A 22650-nucleotide genomic window follows, 5' to 3' on the forward strand; every position below is an offset into this window, starting at 1 on the left:
GTGATCTGGATGTCGACGAGGTGGTGACCATCACGTACTCGGTCACCGTCGGCGACACTCCGAATGCGGTGCTGCGCAACGTCGTCACCAGTGATGACGAGCGGGCGGTGTGTGTGGATGCTGCCGACGGCAACGGCGACTGCACCACGACGCACAACACGCCGTCGGCGCCGCCTCCGCCGCCGGACAAGCCGGAGCTGCCGGACACCGGTCAGGGCGTGCACACCTGGATCCTGCTGGTGGGCGCGGCGCTGCTGGTCGGCGGGTTCATGCTCTCCTCGGCGACCGGTCGCAGAAAGGAGACAGCGGGCGAGCGGTCCGTGAACCTCGACGACCTGCTCTAACCCCTCGGGCGTGGTGGCCCCGACCCCCTAGGCGGGGCCACCACGCACATCCAGCACGAACCACAATTCCATAGCACGTGAAACTCTGTGTCTCCCTGGCTGCTGGCCGTCCGTTCCGGCAAGCCAGGGAGGCACGTTTACGTGCGGGTAGCAATTTCGCACGGACGCCGCGTGCGACCCGACCCCTCAGCGCCCTCATAGGAACTGAGGGTGTTTGCGACCACGGCTATCTGACATGCGCTCTGGCGGAATCGCGGACGGACTCCGGGGGGCGGGTGCTGGACCTCTTCGGTCCAGGGTGTTGCCAAGGCTAGGGAGATCTGGAACGTGACAACGTCGGCAAGGGGCAAGTTCAAAGCGCCACGTGAGAAGCTTCGCCACGTCTGGAGACACGCGGCCGTCCAGCGGCCGGCGGGCGCTCGGCGCTTGCGGCGATCAGGGGCAGTCACGCTGGCGCTCATCATGTCCGGTTCGCTGTTGGCCGGGACGCCCGCGCTGGGAGCGCAGGCCGTCGACACCGAGGGCAGCGTTCTCGCGACGAGCGACGAGCGCCCGGAAGCCGCAGAATCTGAGACACCCGAGCCGCAGGTGGGAAGCTCTGAAGAGGACGCCTCCGAGGAGGATGTCTCTAAGGAGGACACGTCCGAGGAAGAGGTCTCCGAAGAAGAGACATCCGAGGAAAGCGCTCCGGATGAGACCCCTCTCAAGGAGGAGTCGAACGGCGAGCTGGCCAAGGACGAAGACACCGACGTCAACGAGCCAGTCGACGAAGCCGACGAACCGTCGGCGGCCAGCGGCCTCGCGCCGATGTCTGTCGCCCCGGCGAACACCAGGATCGGCAGCATGACCTTCTATGCGTATGTCGGTCCGGGCGAGAGCCTCGATGTTCTCTTCGCGCGTGTCGGCGGCCCCGCGTCGGTGGGGACGGTGACTGTGGACGGGCCCGGTGCGGGACCGTTCGTCTGTACGATCCCGGGCACTGGAGTGCCACCGCCGTGTACGCGGCAGAACTTGACAGGCGATCCAGGAGTCTGGCGGATCCAGCTGGCGGCGGGCACCGCTAACACCCAGTTCGACTGGCGGATCGACGTGCGGGACGGCGCGTCGACCCTCGACGGCAGGGTCTGGACCGAGAACTACAACATGCGCCAGGCTTCTGGCGACCCACTGGCGGAATTCAGCTTCTGGTACCAGACCGAGCACGGCTACCTCTACGAGGCGACATACGCGGGCTACAACGGTATCAACTCGATCTTCAGGGCCGACGGCACCGGCGTGCGATACAACGACACGTGCACGTCGGCGTACGCCAGCATCGTGTACGCCAATCAGCAGGGTGAGGTGCCAGACCCCGATCGATCCGTCACCGGCCTCGGAGAATGCGGCGATCCGTACAAGATCTTCTTCGAGCATCCAGCAGCCGATCTGCCGGCTTCGTCGATACGCTGGGACGGCACCACTGACTGGGTCGTCCCGCCGATCGTTGCCCCGACCATCACGGAGCTGACGTTCACGCCGGACAATCCCGCCACTCGCGCTGGAGTCATCAGCTACGAGGTGGAGAATTTCACCGGCCAGCTGGTCGTGGAGATCGACACCGACAATGATGGCACTTTCGATCTGGCCATACCCGGTTCCGCAGTCGACGGATCGGGAAACGTCTACTTCGACGGGCTTGCCGGAAACGGCAACGCCATCTCGATTTCCCAGGACATGCCCGTACGCGTGTCCATCACTCAAGTCGGTGAGATCCACTTCGCGAATACCGACGTCGAGGTTCGGTCGGGTGGGCTGGAAGTGATCCGCCTGAACGGGCCGGGCGCGGGTGACGCGACGCTGTACTGGAACGACACCGACCTGTCGACGACCCACCCGTGTGGCACGTGGACCTCCACCCTCGACGGTAGGGGCGGGATCGGCAGTAGCGGCGGTGTCCATTGGTGGAACGTCAACGGTTGTCCCAACATCGTGGGAGGCTGGGGCGACGCCCGTATCATCGACGACTGGACCTACGTGCCCGTCGACATCTCGATGGAGATCGTCGTTCTCGCCGAGGTGCCGGAGCCGCCGGTCCAGTGCCCCGCGGGCTCGACGCTGGTTCCGGTGAGCATCATCCAGAACCCGAGCTACGAGGATCGCTCGGGCGACTTCCAGAACAGCAGTTCCGCGAGCACGATCGGCTATGCGGAGCACTGGTACGACAGCCATCCCACGGGCGGCCAATACCACGTCTTCTCGCCGACGTTCGACTCCGGTCCGCCGGCGGCGACGATGCCGGTGCGGTCTGGCGCTCACGGCTACGGCTTCATGGGTGGCCACTCGACCGGTGGGGTCGGAGAGGGCGCCACGAACACGCTGGCCGAGCCGCTGGTTCCGGGCGCGATCTACGTCGGCTACTTCTCGATGGCAGCCGGCGGCTACAGCCGTCAAGGTAACGGTTACATGGAGTTCTTCGGGACCAGCGACCGCGAGATGGGGCATATACCCCATGCGGCCGTGAATCCGCCGACCGTGGCCAACACGGAGAGCCTGTACCAGACGCCTGTGGTGAACTACCCGGGGGCTGGAGTGACGCCACCGTGGGAGCAGCACACGTTCACACTCGTTCCGACCGAGGCGTGGGACTTCTTGCGCGTCGAGGTGCGCAACGCCAACCCGGCCAACGACGGCACCGTCGCCGGACAGACGTGGATCAACTTCGACGACTTCCACATGTTCCTCTGCGCGGCGCCGGTGATCGAGAAGACCTCGGACGCCACCGAGGATTCCAGGCCGGGTGACACGGTCACCTACACGGTGACGGCGACCAACCCGACCAGTGTCGATCTACCCAGCGTCACAGTCGCCGACGACCTCTCGGGAGTGCTTGACGACGCGACGCTCGACGAGTCGTCGTTGTCGGCGAACCCGTCGACGGGAACGCTCGGCTTCACCGATCCGATGATTCGCTGGGAGGGTCCGCTGGGCTCCGGGGAATCGGTGACGATCACCTATGAGGTGACGTTGACCGGTGACGGGGACGGCCTGGTGCGCAATGTGGCGTTCGCGCCGCAATGTGACCCGCTCGACCCTGACTGCGAGGAGACGACACCCCAGTGCGACCCGCCGGATGAGAACGGCCGCGACCCGCAGACGGGAATTCCGTGTGCGGAGACCGAGTTCGAGCTTCCCCGGCTGGTGATCGAGAAGGTCGCGGACAAGACCGAGCTTCCTGCAGTCGGCGAGACAGTGACCTATACGGTCGTCGCGGAGAACGTCGGCCCAGGTGACTACACCGCGAACGCGCCTGCCGTGGTCACCGATGACCTGACGGACGTGCTGGACGACGCAACGCTGGACGAGTCGTCGTTGTCGTCGAACCCGGCGGGAACGCTGGAATACTCCGAACCGGTCATCACCTGGGAAGGTGTCCTGGCCTCTGGTGAGTCCGTGACGATCACCTACACCGTGACCTACACCGGTGAAGGTGACTTCGTGCTCCTCAACAATGCATGCGTGCCGGAGGAGCAGGTGGCCCCGAGTGCGGAGCCCTGTGACTCGGTGCGGATTCCGGCCGCGTTCATCGAGGACGCGAAGTCGGTCGAGGCATCGGATGATCCGGTGGTCGCCGGGACGGTTCTGACCTACACGCTGACGTTCGAGAACACGGGCGAGGCTGCGGGCACGGTGGATCGGGTCGACGACCTGACGCACGTGCTGGACGACGGTGACGTCACGTCTGGCCCGACGGTGTCGGATGCGGCATTGACGGCTACCGGGCCGAACGCGGGTAACCGGATCAGCATCACGGGGACGCTGCAGCCGGGTCAGGTGGTGACGGTCACGTACGAGGTGACGGTCAAGCCGGATGGCGAGCGCGGTGACAACGTCGCGGCGAACTTCCTGCTGGAGCCGGGCGCGGATCCGTTGTGCGACCCGGCGGACGAGGACTGTGATCCGCCGCCGTGTGAGCCCGTTGAGGGCGAGCTGCCGGACTGCACGGTCACTCCCATCGGCGAGATCCAGGATCAGAAGTCGGTCGAGGCCTCGGCCGACCCGGTGCTCGCCGGAACAGTGCTGACCTACACCCTCACCTTCGAGAACACGGGTGAGGCGCCGGCACCGGTGGACAAGGTCGACGACCTGACGCACGTGCTGGACGACGGTGATGTCACGTCTGGCCCGACGGTGTCGGACGCGGCGTTGACGGCGACAGGCCCCGATGCGGCCAACCGGATCAGTGTCACGGGTCTGCTGAACCCGGGCGACGTCGTCACCGTCACCTATGAGGTGACGCTGCGTGCGGACGGGGAACGCGGTGACAACATCGCGGCCAACTTCTTGTTGGACCCGGACACGGACCCGTTGTGTGACCCGGCGGACGAGGACTGTGACCCACCGGTGTGTGAGCCTGCTGAGGGCGAGCTGCCGGACTGCACCTGGACGCCGATCGGTGAGATCGACTCGTCGAAGGCGGTCGAGTCCTCCGATGATCCAGCGAAGGCCGGGACGGTGCTGACCTACACCCTCACCTTCGAGAACATCGGTGAGGCACCGGCACCGGTCGATGATGTCGACGACCTGACCCACGTGCTCGACGACGGCGACGTGACCGCTGGGCCCACGGTGTCGGATGCCGCACTGAGCGTCGCCGGTCCGGACGCGGACAACCGGTTCCACGTCACCGGCACGCTGAATCCGGGCGACGTCGTCACCGTCACCTACGAGGTGACGTTGCGCGCGGACGGCGAGCGAGGCGACAACCGGGCGCTCAACTTCCTGCTCGACCCGGACACCGACCCCTTGTGTGACCCTGCCGAGGAGGACTGCGAGCCGCCGGAGTGTGCGGACGGCGACGAGAGGTGCACCAACACGCCGATCGGCGAGCTGGAGGACTGGAAGCAGGTCGACCCGGCATCGAACACGCCGGTCACCGCCGGTCAGCAGCTCACCTACACGCTGACGTTCACCAATGTGGGTGAGGCCGATGTCGCGGTGGACAGGGTCGACGAGCTGAACCACATCCTCGACGACGCCGACCTGATCAGTGGGCCTGTGACGTCTGACCCGGCGCTGACCGCGTCGGGTCCCGACGGAGGCAACCGGATCAGCATCACGGGGACATTGGCTCCGGGTCAGACCGTGACGGTCACCTACACCGTCGAAGTCAGAGAGACCGATGAGCGCGGGGACGACCTCCTCGCGAACTTCCTCATCAACCCCGACCAGGAGATCTGCGAGCCGGCTGACCCGGACTGTGATCCGGCCGAGCTGTGCGAGCCGGCTGAGGGTGAGCTGGCCGACTGCACGGTCAACCCGATCGGTGACATTCGGCCGAGCAAGTCGGTGGATCCGGCATCGGGCACCACGGTGGTGGCCGGTGAGGAGCTGACCTACACCCTCACGTTCGAGAACACGGGCAAGGGTGCGGCGCGTATCGATTACATCGACCATATGGCCGGTGTGCTCGACGACGCCGAGCTCGTCGCCGGGCCGACGTCGTCGGACGCGGCCGTAACGACGACAGGTCCGGACGGCGACGGCCGGATCACCATCACCGGCACGGTGGGGGCGGGCGACACGGTGACGGTCACCTACACCGTCAAGGTCCGCCCCGATGGTGAGCGAGCCGACAACATCCTGGGCAACTTCGTTGTCGAGGAGGGCGTCGAGCCACCGGAGGAATGCCTGGAGACCAATCCGCTGTGCACCGCGAACCCGGTGCCGGAGCTGGTGGACTGGAAGTCGGTGGACCCGGCCTCGGGGACACCGGTCACCGGGGGCACGGAGCTCACCTACACGCTGACCTTCACCAACGTCGGTGAGGCACCCGGAGAGGTGGATCGGGTCGATGACCTGACCCACGTCGTGGACGATGCTGAACTCATCGACGGACCGACAGTGTCCGACGACGCGCTGACGGCGACCGGACCGGACGGGGAGAACCGGATCAGGATCACGGGAACCCTGGCTGCCGGTGACACGGTGACGGTGACCTACACCGTGAAGGTGATGAGCGGCGATGAGCGCGGGGACGACGTCCTGGCGAACTTCCTGCTCGACCCGGAGGAGCCCACCCCGGCTCCAGAGGACTGCGAGCCGGCCGACGACGAGCGGCCCGACTGCACCAGGAACCCGATCGGGAATATCGCCGCCGAGAAATCGGTGGATCCGGAGTCCGGCACCGAGGTGGGTCCTGGTGACGAGCTGACCTACACGCTGACGTTCACCAACACCGGTGAGGGAGCGGACGAGGTCGACTACGTCGACCATGCGGCCGGGATCACCGACGACGCGGTTCTGGTCGAGGGGCCGGCAGCGTCCGACGACGCGCTGAGCGTCTCAGGGCCGGACGGTGACCAGCGATTCCACATCACCGGCGTTCTTGGCGCCGGTGAGACCGCGACGGTGACGTACACCGTGCGAGTCAAGGGATACGACAAGCAAGGCGACGGGGTGCTGGAGAACTTCCTGGCTCCGACCGGTGAAGAACCACCGGCGTCGTGCGTCGACACCAATCCACTGTGCACGGAGAACCCCATCGAGGAGCCACCTGGTGAGGAGCCGCCTGGAGAGGAGCCGCCTGGTGAGGAGCCGCCGGACGAAAAGCCTCCGAATGACGAGCCTCCGCGCAAGCCGGAGCTGCCGGACACCGGTTCTGGTATCCCGGCATGGGCGCTGCTGATCGGTCTGGCGCTGCTGGCCGGCGGGTTCATGCTCTCCTCGGCGACTGGTCGCAGGAAGGAGACGGCCGGCGAGCGGTCGGTGAATCTGGACGATCTGCTCTAGCCCCTAGCGGAGGACGTGCCCTCCGGTGTTCGATCCCGTGTCGCCCTGGCTTCCGCCCGTTTCGTTCCGGAAGCCAGGGCGACACGTTTCGTTTCCCAGCCCTTGGCATGGGTTAAGGTCGTTGAGGCGCCCGAAATGTCCGATTCCAACGACCTTAACCCATGCCAAGGGTGGGGGACGGCCTGTTGGGTTTCGTGGCGTAAAAAAAGGGCTGGGGCGTGCGTGCTGATTCGCGGGCATGGTGACTCTTATAGGGCAAGGGTGGTGGCAGATTGTCGACGTGAGCCTCACCCGCGTCACGGGGGTACGACGCTTCGCTCCTCGCCCCCCAGCTACAGGGGAGCGGAGCGTCCACCGCCGGTCTGAGCGGTGGATGAAGAGAGTCCCGGACGAGGCGCCGAAACCCACCTTCTGAATTAGCACTCGCAATCGCGGAGTGCTAATATGCGCACTGTAATCGCCTGTCATCCTGGGTCTCTGGGATGCCCAGGGTAGACGGCGCATCCGATCCGTAGATGCTTCCGCACTGGGCGGAGCAGATGTCAGGAGGTGATTGGTGTGCTGACTCGTTTCGACCCCTTCCGTGAGATGGATCGTCTCGCCGAGCACCTGCTCGGAACCGCCCGCAACGCGGCGACCATGCCGATGGACCTCTACCGGGCCGACGACCACTACGTCATGCACGTGGATCTGCCCGGCGTGGACCCCGGCTCTATCGACGTCAGCGTCCAGAACAACACGTTGACCATTCGAGCCGAGCGGACTGGACGATCCGAGGAGAACGTCCAGTGGCTGGCCAGGGAGCGTGCCGTTGGCACCTACGTCCGCCAGCTCACTCTCGGCGACGGCTTGTCGCGTGATCAGATCGACGCCACCTACGCCGACGGCGTCCTGACTCTCACCATCGCGATCGCCGAAGAGGCCAAGCCACGTCGCATCGAGGTGACACGTATGGACATCGGTCAGGCTGTCGACGCCCCTGCCTCTCAGCAGGAGATCCAAGCCTGAACCGACGCCCTGTGGCGCCAGGGCGGAACAGTGGCGTTGACCCGCCCTGGCGCTGCTGACCTGTGAAGATCCTTTGGTTGAGGCGACCGTGGCGGGGTAGTTAGAGGCCCAGTCCCTCTTTTGTTTAGAAGGCGGGATGCCGGCGGCTCTGGGCGACTCGGAAACGCCGAGGCCGAGAAGCGGAGGTGCAGTCGGATGGTTCGGTTACTCAAGCAATCGCGGCTCCGGCGTCGTCGTCGCCTGACGCGCCGGCTCGTATCCTATGGCCGGCATGAGTTCCACCGGTTCTGTTCCGCGGTCGATCGCGCGCGTGCGCGCATCGTCCATCCGAGGGCTCGGTTGGCGCATGCCGTCAACCGACGGGTGGGGCGCTAGCTCAGCTTCTCCGTCTGGGGCACCGAGGCATAAGCCGTGCGCAGTGCCCGCCGCGCCCGGGTGGCCAGGCTCGATACGGCGCTCGGTGTCATCGACATGCCAGCCGCCAGTTCCGCGGGCGTGAAGAGATCCACCTCGATGAGCCACAGGATGGTCCGCCATCGATGCGGCAGGCTCGCCCATGCTGTGGTGATGCGCTCACCGCCTGGCATGAGGGTCATGACGCTGCCTGAGGGCCGTTCCCACGTTGTGGCGTCCTCTATGGTGACGATGCGGCCTTGCCGTGCGCTGTACCGGTATGCAAGCCTGCGCACGGTTGAGGCGACGTAGCCGCTGAACGAATCTGTCGGGCCTTTACCTCGCCGAATGTTACGGAGGACGAGGTAGAACGCCTCTTGGACAAGGTCTTCGGCCGCGTGGGCGTCCTGGACGATTCCGTTGGCTATGCGGCGAGCCATGGGCGCATGCTCCTGGTACAGCGATGCGAAGGCGTCGTCGTCGGAACCGGCTCGTTCGAGCAGCACGGTTGTCTCGTTATGGCCCACCCCAGTCCCCACGATCGCGATGCTGCCCTGCCGCCACCTCGGCGTGCGTCGCGGGAAACCACATCCAGCGCCCTGTACGTACCGCTGAATGCTGATGAATCGGGGTGAATCACTGAAGAGGTCATTCCGCCTTGTCGAGAAAGGCATCGGCGAAGCTGACGTCGGAGGCGTCGTCAAAGTCCACCACGGTCCATTCGGCACCGCCGCCGAGGCGGACCTCCATTCGCATGAGCAGGCCGTCGTCGTCGATCCAATACCGCAACGTGGCGTCGCTGCCGTCGGGAGCTGCCGTGGAGGTGGCGGGATCATGCGCCTCGTCATGCGTGGGACCGAGAATCACGTCGGCAGGCACGCCGTCCACCTCGTCCGACCGTAGCCACCGGGCATCCGTCTGCCGCAACAGGAGCGGGTTGTCCGGGCGGTCGCTACCCGCGGCCAACACCACCGCAAGTGCCGCGTGCAGGCGCGACTCGGCCGGGCTGAGCGACGACGAGGTCCAAGCGTCCGTGCCGGTGGCGGTGTCCGGCGGCGGCAACGGAACGGCTTCGTCGTCGCCGACGGGATCGTGCGAGCTGATGGTGTCCTCCGACCACGCGACGAGGAGAGGGCCTTGACCGCCGTCCGCACGGTTGTCGTGGACACCCGCGTAACCGAGACCGGATTCGAAATCCACCCATCCGTCCACGGCGTAGCGCGCGCCCGAGTCCGTCACTTCGAACCGAACAGCCCGCACGCCGGTGTTGAAATTGGTGAAGCGCATGATCGCCAGGCGCTGAGCCTCGTCGGCGGTCAGGGGGCGAAGATCACCCTGAGAAGCCGCGGTAGCGCTGCCATCGGCCGCCGCGTTGTCGTCATCCGCGGAGCTGCCGCATCCGGTGACGGCCAGCGCGAAAGCCACTGTGCCGGCTAACAGTGCCGACAGACGTGTACTGCGGGGCGATGGCGTCTTCACGCTGTGCCCACGCGCTCAGCGAGCAGGGTCGTGTCTGGAACGCCGAACTCGGCTTCGGAGGGCATGTCGACCGAGTCCGGCAGCGGCGCTGGGACCGTCTCGACGTCGATGCGGCTCGGCTGATCCGGTGGAACCGGAACCTTGAGAAAGCTGATTCCCGGCGGCGCCTCGACACGCGGGGAGTCGTCGGCGGAGGCCGGCTCGTCGGCGCTGTCGTCCGCGGGACACGACATATCGAGCAGGACGGACGGCGAGGCCGTCGTCGCTGTGTTCTCCTCGAAGCAGTTGGCGGCACTGGGCGCGCGGGCAGCGGACTGATCGACCACGTCGACTCCGTTGCCGCCAAGGACGTTCCCGATGAAACGGTTCTCAACGGCTGGGATGTCCTCCGCGTTGCTCAGGCTGATACCTGAGTGGGGATTGCCCTCGATCCGGTTCGCCGACACCAGGTTGCGTTGTCCGCCGTTGACCGCCAGGCCCACGCCGAACCCCCCGAGGGCGTGAGCGGGCGAATCGTCGCTGGTGTTCTCGCTGATCAGATTCCCGACGACGACGTTCTCCCGCTGTGGCGTGAACGCTTCCTGATAGCTGGAGATCAGCGTCATGCCGATGCGATTGCCGGAGAATCGGTTGCCGGCGATCATCAGCGAGTCCGAGGCGTTGGCGTTCTCGAAGCCGATCGCGTTGCGTTCGGCGACGTTCGAGGTGACCAGGATGTCGCACTGCTCGCACTGGCCCACGTAGAAACCGGAATCTGCTGACCCGGATGTGTAGGAGTCAGTGATCGAGCCATGCCGGGCGTTGAACGCGTAGATGCCGTACAGCCCGTTGTTGTAGGCCGTGACGTGGTCGATGGAGAACCGTTCCACCGGTGGAAACTCCGCCGGATCGAGTTCGGTGTAGCCGGGTCCGCCGTGGGCGAGGGGACCATTCTCATCGTGCATCCCGGTGACGAGGACGCCGTAGAACAGAGTCGAGTGCACGGTCAGGTTCTCTATACGCACGCCGTGCGCGGAGGCGAAGACGCCGAACGACCGTGTGCCTTCGCCGTCGATGACCACGGCGTTGCGGTCGGTGCCGCGCAGGGTGACGTCGGGCTTGTCGATCGTCACCTCTTCCGGATAGATGCCCGGACCCACGAGCACCATTCCTCCGCTGGTGACCTGTTCGAGGCCTTCGGCGATCGTGGCAGCGTCCTCCGGTACCCGGATCACGGCGCCGTCGCCTGCGGCGTCGTTCGAATCCGAGCCGCCCGGCTCGTCGTCGCCCCCCTGCCCGCACGCAGAGGCGAGAAGCCCGATGAACACGATCACCGCTATACCCAGCCGGCGTCGGCCGGCCGCCCCGCACATACCCATGGTGGTTGAGTGTAGGCACAACATCCGCGTCGAGTACGACGCCTGACGGCTGCTCCTGTCGCCGAAACATGATCTAGGTCACATCGCGTGCTGATCTTTGTCCGTGCGGACTCTCATACCCAGGACGCCCAGGTGTGTCGCGGTGACGAATCGGATCGTACCGGGTCATCACGAGAGCGACGGCGGAGTATTCAGCTAGGGGAAGGGTGGCTCAGTGAGGCCAATTCGAGAACGACGCGTCGACCGGCGCCATGGGAGTATGACGAGGCAGGAGACCCGGCGCCTCGCGCGGAAAGGCGTGGCGGCGCTCGGTGCCGTGGCCATGCTGGGCTCGATGCTGACCGGTGTGCTGGCACCGCCCGCTGCGCAGGCCGCCGTCGGTGACGAGATCACCGGCACCATCTGGCAGGACTATGACTCGAACGGCATGCTCGACGCCTACGAGGACTCGGGGCTTCTGGAAGGCATCGAGGTCTACGGCTACGACGCGGAAGGCAACGTTGCCGGCCCAGCTCTCACCGGCGCCGACGGCACGTACACCCTGCCGGTGACCAGCGACGCCGGCCCGTGGCGAGTCGAGGCGAACGTGCCGGACACGCCCGACTGGGCAGAGTGGCGGGATTCTGTCGTAGGACGTGCTGCTGGCGCGAGCAACGGCACCACGGTGCAGTTCGTCGATTCGGTGCCCGCCTCCGATGTGAACTTCTCCTTCCAGGTACCGGGCGCGTTCGTCGAGAACAACCCTCGCGTTTTCCTTCCGGCATACAGATACGGGACGAGTGATGGTCCCCAGGGTGGTGAGTTCGCGGGCGCGGCGCACTTGTACGACGCGGTAAGTGCGGACAGCCAGAGTGTCGTGCCAATCACTATGCAGGTACCGTTCCGGGAGGTGGGCGCCACCTACGGCACGGCGTGGCAACGCGCCGAGGAGCCGGGCGGGACTGGGGCCGTCTTCGCTTCGGCCTACATGCGCCGGCACTCCGGCCTGGGGCCGGCTGGCCTCGGCGCCATCTACCGCATCGTGCCCGATGGTGTCGATCTCACGTCGCCGACGGCCGGTGCGCAGCTCATGGTCGACCTGACGGCGCACGGCATCGACGTGGGCGACGAGTCCGACACCGGGGCCGCACCCGGCGACCCCCGTGGCCTCCGCCCGAGGATCATCGCGGATAACCCGCAGTACGAATGGCTGATCGACGCGCAGGCGTGGGACAAGGTGGGCCGGGTTGGCTTGGGTGGCATGGAGATCTCGAACGACCAGGAGTCGCTCTTCGTCGTCAACCTCCACAACCGATCCCTAGTCCAGGTCCGCATCAGCCGGGACGGCACCTCGGTACTGGACGTCGTCGAACACGATCTCAGCAGCTACTTTCCAGTGGACGGTGACCTGCGGCCCTTCGGAGTTTCGTCGAACCCGCTGACCAATGAGATGTATTTGACCGTGACGGATACCGCTGAGTCGACTCAGAACAGCGCCGACTTGCACGGGTACGTGTACGCATTTGACCCGGCCGACCCGACGAACCTGCGTGAGGTCTTGGACTTCCCGTTGGGGTACAGCCGTCATGCTTCCAACAACATCTACGAAAACCAACCGTGGAGCACCGACAGCGCCGACTACACGGCCAAGTACAACGGCGACGTCATATACACGGCGGTGCCATTCGTGTCGGAGGCACGCTATCTCCATGGTGATCTCGTGGTCGGCGTCCGGGACCTCGGTGGTGACCTGTTCGGTTCCTACACGCATTTGGCACCGGATCACAGCGGTCTTGTCCGGATCAGATCGCTCGGTGGTGAGCTGCTGAAGGCGGGATCCGACGGCGACGGAACGTGGACGATCGAGCAGAACGGCGTCGTCAACGGTGAGAAAGGCACTGGTGGGGCCGGTGCGGGATCGGTTCTGAACGGCCCGTTCGGTCCGGACAAGTTCTTCACGGACAACTGGCTGAACGGCGCCGAGCACCTTGGGGCCACGCTCGTCGTGCCGAGTCGCGAAGACGGCATCATGGAGACTGGAATCCACGTGGGCGGTGGAGCGTTCCAGGTCGGCACCCGCCGCTTCTACCAGGAATCGGGAGCTACCTTCCAGCCACGAGGCGCCCTCGTCATTACGGGGACGAACGAAGTCGGGGCTACGCTCAAGGGAAACGGTCTCGGTGAGCTGACCGCGATGGCGTCGGCGGCGCCGATCGAGATCGGCAACTACGTCTGGTACGACATCGACAACGACGGTGTCCAGGATCCGGACGAGCCGGTGGTCGAGGGCGCGACCGTCAACCTCTACGAGGTGGACGGCGACGGCAACCGCACTCTGGTGAACACCACGCTCACCGATGCGAAGGGCGAGTACTACTTCTCGTCCAACGACGATGCCTACCAGCTCCAGACACGCACGGACTACGTGGTGGGCGTCGACAACCCAGACGACTACGCCGAGGGCGGGCCTCTGCATCACTGGTATCCGACCGTGCCGAACACGGGCGACGACGCTTCGGTGGACGCGGATCGCAATGATTCCGACGGCATCGTGGAGCAGACCGACGAGGGATCCTTCCCGTACGCGGAGATCACCACGGGCGGCCCGGGAGAGAACGACCACACGATCGACTTCGGGTACTCGAACATCGACTACGAGTTCGACAAGCGGCTGATCGACGGGCCGACGGAGAACCCGGATGACGACGGCACGTGGACCATTACCTACGAGCTGGTGGCCGAGAACACCGGAATGATCGACGGCTCGTATCTGCTCACCGATGACCTCACCGGCTACGGCCAGGGCATCGAGGTGGTCGGCACCGAGGTGGTCTCCGGACCGCCCGAGGCCGACGGGCTGCTGAACCCGGACTGGGACGGCGTGGACGACCAGCGCGTGGTCACCGACTACGTGCCGATCGACGCGCAGTCCACAATCGACAATGGCACCGAGCACGTCTACACGATCCGCGTGGCGGTCCGGCTCAACACCGACCCGGAGACGGGTGAGGCGGACGTCGATCCCGAACAGCTGGAATGCGTTCCGGACGCCGTCGCCGGTGACGAGGACACAACGGGGCTGTTTAACGTCGCGACCATGTCGCCGGACAACCACGAGGACCTCGTCGACCAGGAGTGCGGTGAGCTTCCGCTGGTCACGCTGGACAAGACGGTGGAGGTCGAGCCCTATGTCGTGGACAGGCAGAACCTGCCGGGCGTCTGGGAGATCGTCTACGGCCTGACGGTCACGAACGAGACGGAGGTGGCGACCGACTACGACCTGGAGGACCGGCTGCGCTTCGGCAGCGGGATCGACATCGTCGAGGGGTCCGTCGTCGCTGAGAACACCGATCCCGGCGGCATCGCCATCCGGCCGGAGTTCGACGGCCTGACCGACACCCTGATCGTCGAGGACGAGCCGATCGACGGCTCCGAATCACACCACTACACGGTGACGGTCAGGTTCACGATCGACCTGCCGGATCCGCCGTCGGACCCGGACCCGTCGGACTGCTCGCTCATTGAGGGCGAGGAGGACGGAACGGGGCTGTACAACGACGCGAACACGTCGTTCAACGGCTACCCGGACTACGACGACGAGTGCCGCGAGGTCGGGCAGCCGTCGCACGAGAAGACACTGATCTCAGCTGAGCCGATCGGTGATGGCCAGTGGGAGGTCGTGTACGGCATCGAGGTCATCAACAAGGGCGTCCAGGCGACGTTCTACGACCTCGACGATGAGCTGCGCTTCACCGACCAGGTGGACATCGTGTCCGCCGAGGTGACGTCGGCGCCGGACGGCGTGACCCTGTACGACCCCGCGTGGGACGGACAGGAGCAGTTGCGGATCGCCGAGGAGGTCACGATCCTGGGCACGGACGACGACGGGTACGCACCGCACGAGTACGTGCTCACCGTGATCGCCGACGCTCCGCTCTCGTTCGAGCTGGGCGACGACGGTTCCGACCCGACGGCCTGCCCGGCCCCAGGGACGGACCCGACGGCGAACACCGCGTTCAACAACGGCTCCACACTGACCGACGAGTCGGGGCTGACCGAGGAAGACGACGCCTGCGCCGAACTGCCGGCGTTCGAGATCGACAAGACCATCAGCTCGGGTCCGGTCGGCAACGGCGACGGCACGTGGACCATCACCTACGATGTCGTGGCCAGGAACGAGGGCTCGGTCGAGCACGAGTACACGGTGACCGACCGGCTGCGCTACGGCGACGGCATCGTCGTTGAGTCCTCCGAGGTGATCACCACGCCGGACGGTGTCGACGCGCTCGACACGTGGACCGGACTTGGCGAGCCGGGTGACGAAGCCAACGTGATCGCCACCGGCGTCCTCCTCGACGCGGGCGGAGAGCACCTCTACCAGATTCAGGTGGTGTTCTCACTCGACGACGAGCTGCTCACGGAAGAGTCGATGAGCTGCCCGGAGCCGGGCTCAGGCGGGAACGGCGGCCTGGCCAACGGCGCCGACCTGGAGCACAACGACCTGACCGACGATGCCGAGGTCTGTGCGTCGCTCGGCGAGCCGGATCTGGACAAGACCCTGGTCTCGGCGGAGCCGATCGGGAACGGTCAGTGGGAGGTGCACTACGACATCACCGTGCGTAACCTCCTGCCCGGCGAGACGGTCTACGACCTCGAGGACGAGCTGCTCTACGGCGAAGGCGTCAACGTCGAGTCGGCCGACGTGGTGGCGGCGCCGGACGGTGTCACCACCCGGGACGACTGGGACGGCGTGAGCCAGCTGGTCGTCGCCGAAAGCGTCACGCTGCCGGGGATGAACGACGACGGTTACGCACCGCACGTCTACACCGTGCGGGTGGTGGCCGACGTTCCGCCCACGTTCCAGGTGGACGACGACGGCAACTCGCAGGCTCGATGCCAGGATGAGCCGGGCGAGAACTACGAGCGCGGCGGGCTCAACAACGTCGCCACGCTGCACACCGACGGTGGTGACGAGCTCACCGACACCGACTGCGCGGACCTGCCGTCGATCGAGCTGGATAAGACGGTGGCCAGCGGACCGGATGCCACAAGCAACGGCCGCTACGTCGTCGCTTACGAGCTGGAGGTCGTCAACAACGGCGCAGCCGAGGGCACGTACGTGTTGCGGGACCAGTTCCGCTTCGGCGAGGGCATCGAGATTCTCGACATCCGCACGGCCAATCTGGAGCCGGGCGACATCGAGGTGCTGGAGTCCTTCACCGGCCAGGGAACGGAACCGGAGGCGGCGGAGAACGCCCTTACCGGGGACGTGACCATCACCGCCGGTGCTTCGCACACCTACGAGGTGAAGGTTCTCTTCACTCTCGACGGTGACACGGTGACGGCCGAGTCCGCTCGCTGTGTCGACGAGCCCGGTGACACGACACGGTCGGGCCTGCTCAACGTGGGCCTGCTCGATCACAACGGTCACCAGCTCGAGTCCGATGCGTGCGAGCCGGTCGATCCGCCGGACGGCGACGAGCCTCCGGGTGAGGAGCCGCCAGGGGAGGAGCCGCCGGGTGAGGACCCGGAGATGCCGGACACGGGAACGGGGGTTCAGCTCTGGTTGCTGCTTGCCGGAGTGCTGCTCGTGCTCGGTGGCGCGGGAGTGGCGAGCGTGACGCGTCGTCGTACCGCGAAATCCGGCGCGGAAGGGTAAACTCAGGCAGCTGAGCTGAGGGTTGTCATTCGGGGGTGTGTCCGGTTCGGATGAGCCGGACACACCCCTTTCTATGGGGAGTCATCTGACGTGGAATCGCGTCCCAGCCGGCGCAGCTTGCTCGGCGCGCTGGCAATCGGTGCCGGCGGTATCGGCGCCGGAACAGTCCTTGGCCGGGCCGCTGCGAGCGAACCGGAGCCACGTGAGGTGGACTCCTCTGATGCGGCGCCGGCCGACGTCGCCGCGCCAATTCCTGCAGTGGGGGAGCATCAGGCGGGGATTGCCGTCCCGGCCAACCCCCAGCCCTTCTCGCTCACACTCGTAGCCGATCTCCCGAACGTCGCGGACGTCTCGTTCTTGCCGTCTGTGGGGGAGCGACTACTCGCCTTTCTCGGCGATGACGCACACGACAGCGGGGACCTGACGGTCACCGTGGGCGTCGGGCCCCGCGTGGTCGCTGCTGTCGACGCCGCGCTACCCGGTGCCGAACCGCTGCCCGCCTTCGACGGTGATACCGAACTGCCGGGGGAGCGCGTCGGAGGCGATCTTCTGATGATCGCCAGCGCGAGCGATCCGACGGTGCTGCCTAGCGTGGTGGACGCTTTGCTGGAGACGGTACCTGGCGGCGAGGAGCGCTGGCGCCAGTTCGGTTTCCGGGGCCCGGGTGCGGACGGGATCGTGCGCAACCCGTTAGGTTTCCACGACGGGATCATCGTGCCGCGCGGCGAGGAGGAGCTGGCGGAGAACATCTGGTTGCGCGGCGATCTTCGTACTGCAGGCGGCACCATCGCGGTGATCAGACGGCTGCGCACGGATGTCCGCGCATTCGGCCGGCTCAGCGTCGTGGAGCAGGAGGCCGCCGTCGGACGCCGGAAGTCAGATGGGGCCCCGCTGTCCGGCGGTGGCCAACGGGATGAGGTCAGTCTGAGCGCCAAGACCGCGGACGGCCAGTACGTCACGCCGGTCGGTTCGCATGCCCGAGCGGCACATCCGGGACCCACCGGCAGTGCGCTGATGCTGCGGCGAGGGTACTCATACGCCGAGGGTGCTGACATGGGGCTGGTGTTCACGTGCTTCCAGCGTGACCTGCGGACCTTCGTCGCCACCCAGCAGCGCATCGACGAGCAGGACGAGATGATGCGCTACGTGACCACCACAGCGAGCGCCAGCTTTCTGGTGCTACCCGGCTTCGACCAGGGCCGTCCCCTCGGCGCCACCCTGCTCACCGCCTGAACGACCGCTATTTTCCTGCGGCAGCGCGGGATCCATGTCGCCGACCTGCCCGGTGCTGCTTGGTTCGGCACATCCGTTCCGCTAAGCGTGACGCCACCCTCATCTCTCGCTCCTTCCCATCCCCTGGCATGGGTTGTGGTCGTAAAAGTCGGACATTTCGGGCGCTCCAGCGACCTTAACCCATGCCAGGGGTTGGGAAGGTTTCAAATATTGATGCGGGTTATTCCGTTGGTGCGCATCCGTTGCTCGCGGTGAGAAGGAGAATGACCGTGCCCTCACCACCACCCCCCGATGGTGAGAGCACGGCCACGTCTGTGGGCGCCGGTCAGACCGTCCGGCGCCGGCGCGCGGGCAGGAAGTTCCGCGAGGCCAGGAGCAGGTAGCCGATGGTGTTGAGGCCGACGGCAATGGCCACGAGAGACCAGAATGCCGGGACGCCGGTGTCGGGGAGTGCCGCGACACTCCCGATGCCGAGGACTGCTGCGGACGCGTTCAGCGGGTTGCCTTGATACATGGTGTTCTTTCTCTTGTGTAGTGGTGGAGCGGATGGTGGAACTGAGTGGTCAGGCCGTGGCCGCCCCGACGTGGTGCCAGGTGGCGGGGCGCCGCAGGGCGACATCCAGGGCCGATCGCATGAGGACTCCTTGCAGGAACAGGTCATAGACCCATTCCACGATCAGCACGGCGGCCAGCAGCCGAGCTTTACGACCGCGGTGCCATACGGTCACGACGCGCTCGCCGACGAAGACGAGACCCAGCGTCGTCCAGATCGGGTGAACCCCGAACTGCCCGGTGGCGATGATGTAACAGGTGTAGACGAGGTAGAGCCACATGGCGAACACGCCGAACGCCATTCCGGCTTGCTGCACGGCGTAAGGCCTGGTCACACGGGTTAAGCCGTAGGTGCGCAGATTCTCCAGCGCGCCTCGCTGCCAGCGCAGCCGCTGCTTCCAGAGATCGCTCCAGGTCGGCATCACCTCGGTGACCACGATGCACTCGCGAGGCGACACGCACCGCAGCCCCATGCTCTTGATCGCCAGCGTGATCTCGTTGTCCTCTGTCAGCGCCGACGTGTCGTAGACCTGACCTCGGCGCTCGAGTAGCCGATTCAGTACGTCGACCCGGTGCAGCGTGGCGGTGCCGGTCAGCACCAGCGCGTCGTCGCCGCGGCGGGCGATCTGCCGCTGGTAGCGCGCGTACTCGTTGCGCTGCAGTTCACCGAGCAGGCCCCCGCCTGGCTCCCCGAGAAAGATCCCGCCGACGGCACCGATCTGCGGATCGCCGCCGAGCGTCTCGGTCGCCACCGCGAGGAAGCTGGGGACGATCGTGGAGTCCGCGTCCATCACCAGGACCAGATCGTGCCGACCCATCGACGGCAGGAGCCACTCCAGAGTCTGGTTGAGCGCTCCGGCCTTCTTGTCTGTGTTCCCGATGGTCTCCACCACGTCGGCGCCCCGCTGCCGGGCGATGCTCACCGTGTTATCGGTGCAGTTGTCCGCGATGACGACCACGCGATCGGCCGGCCGGCTCTGACGCTCCAAGGACTGCAGCGCCGCGCCCACTCGATCTTCCTCATTGTGCGCTGGTATCAGAACTGTGATGCGCGTGGCGTCCCGCCCCTCTGCGGTTTGCCGTGTGGTGCTCATGGCTAATTCACCCCCTGCTTTCTTCGTGCATTCCCTTGCCCTCACGTTGTGTGAGGCATCCTCACCCAAAAGTGATAATGAAGAAAAAGTCCCTCAATCACTAACCAAGACGCAAAGCGGGATAAGTGATGACGGGTCAATAATGTGATGTGGGTCACATGGAAGGCCGCCTTTACTCAAGGTGATATTCCACTACTGAGCGTCACATTCTTCTTTCTGCCTACTGTTGATCTCTGCCGTTGTTGCGCGGTGATCGTGTCGGGTGATCGTGCGTGGCCCGGACCGTCGCCGAGCACCAACTATGCGGTACGAGGCTTCCCAATCCGGCCCAAAACGGACCCTTTTGGCCAGGAAGGTGGAAACCACGTACAGGCAATGTGGAACAGCAGAAATAGAAAACCTTGCTCTTCGCGACCCACCGTGATAATCGGTCACGGAAGGTCACCGGAAGGCGAAGTACACGATCTTTATGCGCCGAATTCGAGAGTCGAGTGTGCGTTTCTCGCGGTTCCAGGCGCGCCTTTGCATGTTTCCGTATTCTTCGCCAGTGATTCCCGCTCAGCCGCTCCGCGGCCGCCTGATCGCACCGTCCTCGGGTGCGAGATCGGGGCGCAGTAGTTCAACGCGGCGTCTTCTCCGCCGAGTGGAAATGATTGGACAAGGGGATAACTGGCGTGTCGAAATTCGCCGACGTTGATCGTTTGTCGTAGCTATGGCCGCGAATACGTTTCCGCCGCGGCCCACGGCGCGGCCGGGAACGGTAGTTCGCGCTACCGCGTGCGTCTGGCGTGCTCCGCGTGCTCTATCAGAGTGGGGGGCATCTCGTTCGCGAGCTGCCGAGGTAGGGGGAGTTGGAGAGCATGGGCGTGCGGCGTCGCCTGTCTGTCGTGCTGGCAGGCTTGGCAATCGGGATGGCTGCGTTCGTGGCCGTGATGGGGCTGGGCCACCTCGTCGGCCCGGCGTACTCAGTGGTGAAGGCCACCATCCCGGAGGCAGGCTCGACCGTGCTGCCGGGTGACGTCATTACCTCCGTGGTCACCGTCACTCACCGGGGAGGTGACGGTGTGTCCGACGCCCTGTTCATCGACGATCTGTCCACGGTGCGCGAGGTGACATGGAGCGGCGACCTTGAGGTTTCCGATGGCGTCGCGGCGATCAATGACGGGGTGCTGGTGTGGGGCGGTGACGTGGGTGCGGGTGAGCAGATCACGGTGAGGTACGCGCTGATTGTCGGCGGAGAGTCGGGCGTGACCGTGCTCGACGAGCAGCCACTGGTGCCGGATGCAGACCCACCTCGTGCCGTCCGGGCGTTGCTCGCCGCGCTGGCTCTGCTCGGCGTGGCGTGGTGGCTCTATCGGGCAGCGCGTCGCGCAGACAACGTTGCCGGCTCGCGTGCTGTTTCAGGTGGCTGGCGCCTCAATCACCATGCGGTTCACGGGTAGCGGCGGGTCAGGAGGTTCGGGTGGTACGTACGGAGAATCGGGTGCTGATCGCATACGGCACCTGCTTGGAGGCGGTGCGGCTGGCGCCTCTGGTGATGGAGCTGCGGCGCACGAAGGGGCTGCGCCCGATGGTGGCCGTACCGGGCCTGCACAGCCCGGTGCTGGACGAGCTGCACGCGATGCTGCGCATCGAGCCAGACATCGACCTCGACGCGATGGGCTGCGGGAAGCCGCTGGCGGAGACGACTCTGCTTGCCCTGGGCGGGAGGTCGGCGTCGTTCGAACGCAGCTCGATGTACCTGCACGGCCTCAACGTCGACGTCGTCGTGGTGGGTGGCGAGACAACCACTGCCTTCGCCGTCGCCTTGGCCGGCTTCTATGCCAGGTTGCCGATCGTGCACGTGGGCGGAGGCCGGCGCGCGGAACTCGGGGATGCGTCGTTCGCCGAGAACCAGCTCGGCCGGTCGATCGCGCAGACCGCGTCGCTTCACCTGGTGCCGACGTGCGCGGAGCGGGCGAATCTCGTCGATGAGGGTATCGATCCCGCCGATGTGGTGGTGACAGGCCCGCTCGACATCGACGACGAGGTGGGGGAGCCGGCGTCGGAGGCCCGCTACGTTCGCGCCGTCGCCCGCTCACGCGCGGCGCTGGAGGAGCTGCTCGGCATCGGGCGGAGACTGCCCGACTTCAGCCCCACTCAAGCCGCGTGAGAATCCAGGCCGCAGAAGTTGGCACTCTATAGTCGAGAGTGCTAATTTATCTCCTGTAAGCGCCTGTCATCCTGGGTCACCTGGGATGCCCGGGACAGACGGCGGCAGATGTGAACGATGCCTCCGCACTGGGCGGAGCATGTGATGTCAGGAGGTGGTTGGTGTGGTGACACGTTTCGATCCGTTCCGCGACATGGACCGTCTCGCCGAGCAGGTGTTCGGTACCGCTCGCAACGCGGCCACGATGCCGCTGGACCTCTATCGCACAGCGGATCACTATGTCATGCACTTCGATCTTCCAGGCGTGGATCCGGGTTCCATCGACGTCAGCGTCGAAGGCCGGACGCTGACCATCCAGGCCCGCCGCTCGGGTCGTGACGAAGAGAACGCGCAATGGCTCGCTCGGGAGCGGCCGGTGGGCACCTACGCCCGGCAGCTGACTATCGGCGACGGCGTATCGCTGGACAACATCGAGGCCAGCTACGCCGACGGGGTACTGACACTCACCGTTCCGGTGGCAGAACAGGCTAAGCCGCGGCGTATCCAGGTCGCCCGAGCGGAGTCCGGCCACGCGGTCGAGACCAACAAGGCCGACCGCCAGGAGCTCCAGGCCTGAACGCAGCCGACGGGC

Annotated in this window: 13 protein-coding genes; 8 read left to right on the plus strand and 5 right to left on the minus strand. The window is 65.8% G+C overall.

The window, feature by feature from the left end:
* The 3 genes from G1H11_RS12105 to G1H11_RS12115 all read left to right on the plus strand — a co-directional run.
* A partial coding sequence (locus tag G1H11_RS12105) for an LPXTG cell wall anchor domain-containing protein (RefSeq protein WP_163818846.1) occupies window positions 1-344 on the plus strand: 344 nt, incomplete at its 5' end.
* A 462-nt stretch (window positions 345-806) separates the two neighbouring features.
* Complete coding sequence (locus G1H11_RS12110; protein ID WP_163818847.1) at window positions 807-7112, plus strand: DUF7927 domain-containing protein; 6306 nt, start codon at window positions 807-809, stop codon at window positions 7110-7112.
* Window positions 7113-7673: 561 nt separating this feature from the next.
* Entirely contained in the window at window positions 7674-8120 is a 447-nt protein-coding gene (locus G1H11_RS12115) for an Hsp20/alpha crystallin family protein (RefSeq protein ID WP_163819122.1), read from the plus strand.
* Window positions 8121-8491: 371 nt separating this feature from the next.
* Here G1H11_RS12115 and G1H11_RS12120 read toward each other — a convergent pair whose 3' ends face one another.
* The 3 genes from G1H11_RS12120 to G1H11_RS12130 all read right to left on the minus strand — a co-directional run bounded on the left by G1H11_RS12120 (window position 8492) and on the right by G1H11_RS12130 (window position 11350).
* Entirely contained in the window at window positions 8492-9019 is a 528-nt protein-coding gene (locus G1H11_RS12120) for a sigma-70 family RNA polymerase sigma factor (protein ID WP_163818848.1), read from the minus strand.
* 142 nt (window positions 9020-9161) lie between these two features.
* A complete protein-coding gene (locus tag G1H11_RS12125) occupies window positions 9162-9938 on the minus strand; it encodes a hypothetical protein (protein WP_163818849.1) in 777 nt (258 codons plus the stop codon).
* 50 nt (window positions 9939-9988) lie between these two features.
* Entirely contained in the window at window positions 9989-11350 is a 1362-nt protein-coding gene (locus tag G1H11_RS12130) for a right-handed parallel beta-helix repeat-containing protein (protein ID WP_163818850.1), read from the minus strand.
* A gap of 259 nt (window positions 11351-11609) precedes the next feature.
* Between G1H11_RS12130 and G1H11_RS12135 the strand changes: the two genes are divergently transcribed.
* Entirely contained in the window at window positions 11610-16988 is a 5379-nt protein-coding gene (locus G1H11_RS12135; protein ID WP_163818851.1) for an SdrD B-like domain-containing protein, read from the plus strand.
* Between the two features lie 90 nt (window positions 16989-17078).
* The gene (locus G1H11_RS12140) at window positions 17079-18221 is read left to right on the plus strand and encodes a Dyp-type peroxidase (RefSeq protein WP_163818852.1); all 1143 of its coding nucleotides are present in this window, start codon (window positions 17079-17081) and stop codon (window positions 18219-18221) included.
* A 325-nt stretch (window positions 18222-18546) separates the two neighbouring features.
* Here G1H11_RS12140 and G1H11_RS12145 read toward each other — a convergent pair whose 3' ends face one another.
* Both G1H11_RS12145 and G1H11_RS12150 read right to left on the minus strand, forming a co-directional pair.
* On the minus strand, window positions 18547-18735 hold the full coding sequence (locus tag G1H11_RS12145; protein ID WP_163818853.1) for a hypothetical protein: 189 nt from the start codon (window positions 18733-18735) through the stop codon (window positions 18547-18549).
* Between the two features lie 49 nt (window positions 18736-18784).
* Complete coding sequence (locus G1H11_RS12150; RefSeq protein ID WP_163818854.1) at window positions 18785-19867, minus strand: glycosyltransferase family 2 protein; 1083 nt, start codon at window positions 19865-19867, stop codon at window positions 18785-18787.
* A gap of 860 nt (window positions 19868-20727) precedes the next feature.
* Between G1H11_RS12150 and G1H11_RS12155 the strand changes: the two genes are divergently transcribed.
* The 3 genes from G1H11_RS12155 (at window position 20728) to G1H11_RS12165 (ending at window position 22635) form a co-directional block, all read left to right on the plus strand.
* Window positions 20728-21309, plus strand: coding sequence for a DUF7927 domain-containing protein (locus G1H11_RS12155; protein WP_163818855.1), 582 nt, complete (start codon window positions 20728-20730; stop codon window positions 21307-21309).
* A gap of 41 nt (window positions 21310-21350) precedes the next feature.
* Window positions 21351-22019 carry a UDP-N-acetylglucosamine 2-epimerase gene (locus tag G1H11_RS12160; RefSeq protein ID WP_163818856.1) on the plus strand — a complete coding sequence of 223 codons (669 nt, stop codon included), beginning with the start codon at window positions 21351-21353 and terminating at the stop codon, window positions 22017-22019.
* Window positions 22020-22182: 163 nt separating this feature from the next.
* On the plus strand, window positions 22183-22635 hold the full coding sequence (locus tag G1H11_RS12165; RefSeq protein WP_163818857.1) for an Hsp20 family protein: 453 nt from the start codon (window positions 22183-22185) through the stop codon (window positions 22633-22635).
* The last annotated feature ends 15 nt before the right edge of the window (window positions 22636-22650 follow it).

The organism is Phytoactinopolyspora alkaliphila (assembly GCF_010550695.1).
Taxonomy (GTDB): domain Bacteria; phylum Actinomycetota; class Actinomycetes; order Jiangellales; family Jiangellaceae; genus Phytoactinopolyspora; species Phytoactinopolyspora alkaliphila.

Excerpts from the sequence above, each read along its gene's own strand:
- G1H11_RS12155 (WP_163818855.1), top strand. The coding sequence starts at position 20,728 with ATGGGCGTGCGGCGTCGCCTGTCTGTCGTGCTGGCAGGCTTGGCAATC.
- G1H11_RS12110 (WP_163818847.1), top strand. The coding sequence starts at position 807 with ATGTCCGGTTCGCTGTTGGCCGGGACGCCCGCGCTGGGAGCGCAGGCC.
- G1H11_RS12145 (WP_163818853.1), bottom strand. The coding sequence starts at position 18,735 with ATGTATCAAGGCAACCCGCTGAACGCGTCCGCAGCAGTCCTCGGCATC.
- G1H11_RS12150 (WP_163818854.1), bottom strand. The coding sequence starts at position 19,867 with ATGAGCACCACACGGCAAACCGCAGAGGGGCGGGACGCCACGCGCATC.
- G1H11_RS12135 (WP_163818851.1), top strand. The coding sequence starts at position 11,610 with ATGACGAGGCAGGAGACCCGGCGCCTCGCGCGGAAAGGCGTGGCGGCG.
- G1H11_RS12130 (WP_163818850.1), bottom strand. The coding sequence starts at position 11,350 with ATGGGTATGTGCGGGGCGGCCGGCCGACGCCGGCTGGGTATAGCGGTG.